A 1192-nucleotide genomic window follows, 5' to 3' on the forward strand; every position below is an offset into this window, starting at 1 on the left:
CATGGCAAAGGGTAAATTCGAACGCACCAAGCCGCACGTCAACGTCGGCACGATTGGTCACGTGGATCACGGCAAGACGACGCTGACGGCAGCGCTGACGAAGGTCGGTGCGGAACGTTTTGGCGGCGAGTTCAAGGATTACAGCGCGATCGACGCGGCGCCGGAAGAGAAGGCGCGCGGCATCACGATCTCGACCGCCCACGTGGAATACGAGTCGCCGATGCGTCATTACGCGCACGTGGACTGCCCGGGCCATGCTGACTATGTGAAGAACATGATCACCGGTGCGGCGCAGATGGACGGCGCGATCCTGGTGTGCTCGGCCGCGGACGGCCCGATGCCGCAGACGCGCGAGCACATCCTGCTGTCGCGTCAGGTCGGTGTGCCGTTCATCGTGGTCTACCTGAACAAGGCGGACCTGGTGGACGACGCCGAGCTGCTCGAGCTGGTCGAGATGGAAGTGCGCGAGCTGCTGACCAAGTACGACTTCCCGGGCGACGACACCCCGATGATCCACGGTTCGGCCCGCATGGCGCTGGAAGGCGACCAGAGCGAGATCGGCGTGCCGTCGATCATCAAGCTGGTGGACGCGCTGGACAGCTACATTCCGGAGCCGGTGCGCGTCATCGACCGCCCGTTCCTGATGCCGGTGGAAGACGTGTTCTCGATCTCCGGTCGCGGCACCGTGGTGACCGGTCGTATCGAGCGCGGCATCATCAAGGTGGGCGACGAAATCGAAGTGGTCGGCATCCGCGACACGCAGAAGACCACGGTCACCGGCGTGGAAATGTTCCGCAAGCTGCTGGACGAAGGTCGCGCAGGCGACAACGCCGGCCTGCTGCTGCGCGGTCTGAAGCGTGACGACGTGGAGCGTGGCCAGGTGCTGGCCAAGCCGGGCACGATCAACCCGCACACCGACTTCGAGGCCGAGGTGTATGTGCTGTCGAAGGACGAGGGTGGTCGTCATACGCCGTTCTTCAAGGGCTATCGTCCGCAGTTCTACTTCCGTACGACCGACGTGACGGGCGCCTGCCAGCTGCCGGAAGGCGTGGAGATGGTGATGCCGGGCGACAACGTGAAGATGGTGGTGAGCCTGATCCACCCGATCGCGATGGACGAAGGTCTGCGCTTCGCGATCCGCGAAGGCGGCCGCACCGTCGGCGCCGGCGTGGTGGCCAAGGTCATCAAGTAA

General features: G+C 64.4%; 1 protein-coding gene. It reads left to right on the forward strand.

Annotated features, from left to right (window positions below; genetic code table 11):
* Window position 1: 1 nt before the first annotated feature.
* Window positions 2-1192 (forward strand): elongation factor Tu, encoded by a 1191-nt coding sequence (gene tuf / locus ACQGNJ_RS00135; RefSeq protein ID WP_426687223.1) that lies wholly within the window; start codon window positions 2-4, stop codon window positions 1190-1192.

The organism is Rhodanobacter ginsengiterrae, assembly GCF_050026815.1.
GTDB classification, from domain to species: Bacteria; Pseudomonadota; Gammaproteobacteria; order Xanthomonadales; family Rhodanobacteraceae; genus Rhodanobacter; species Rhodanobacter ginsengiterrae.

Excerpts from the sequence above, each read along its gene's own strand:
- tuf (WP_426687223.1), top strand. The coding sequence starts at position 2 with ATGGCAAAGGGTAAATTCGAACGCACCAAGCCGCACGTCAACGTCGGC.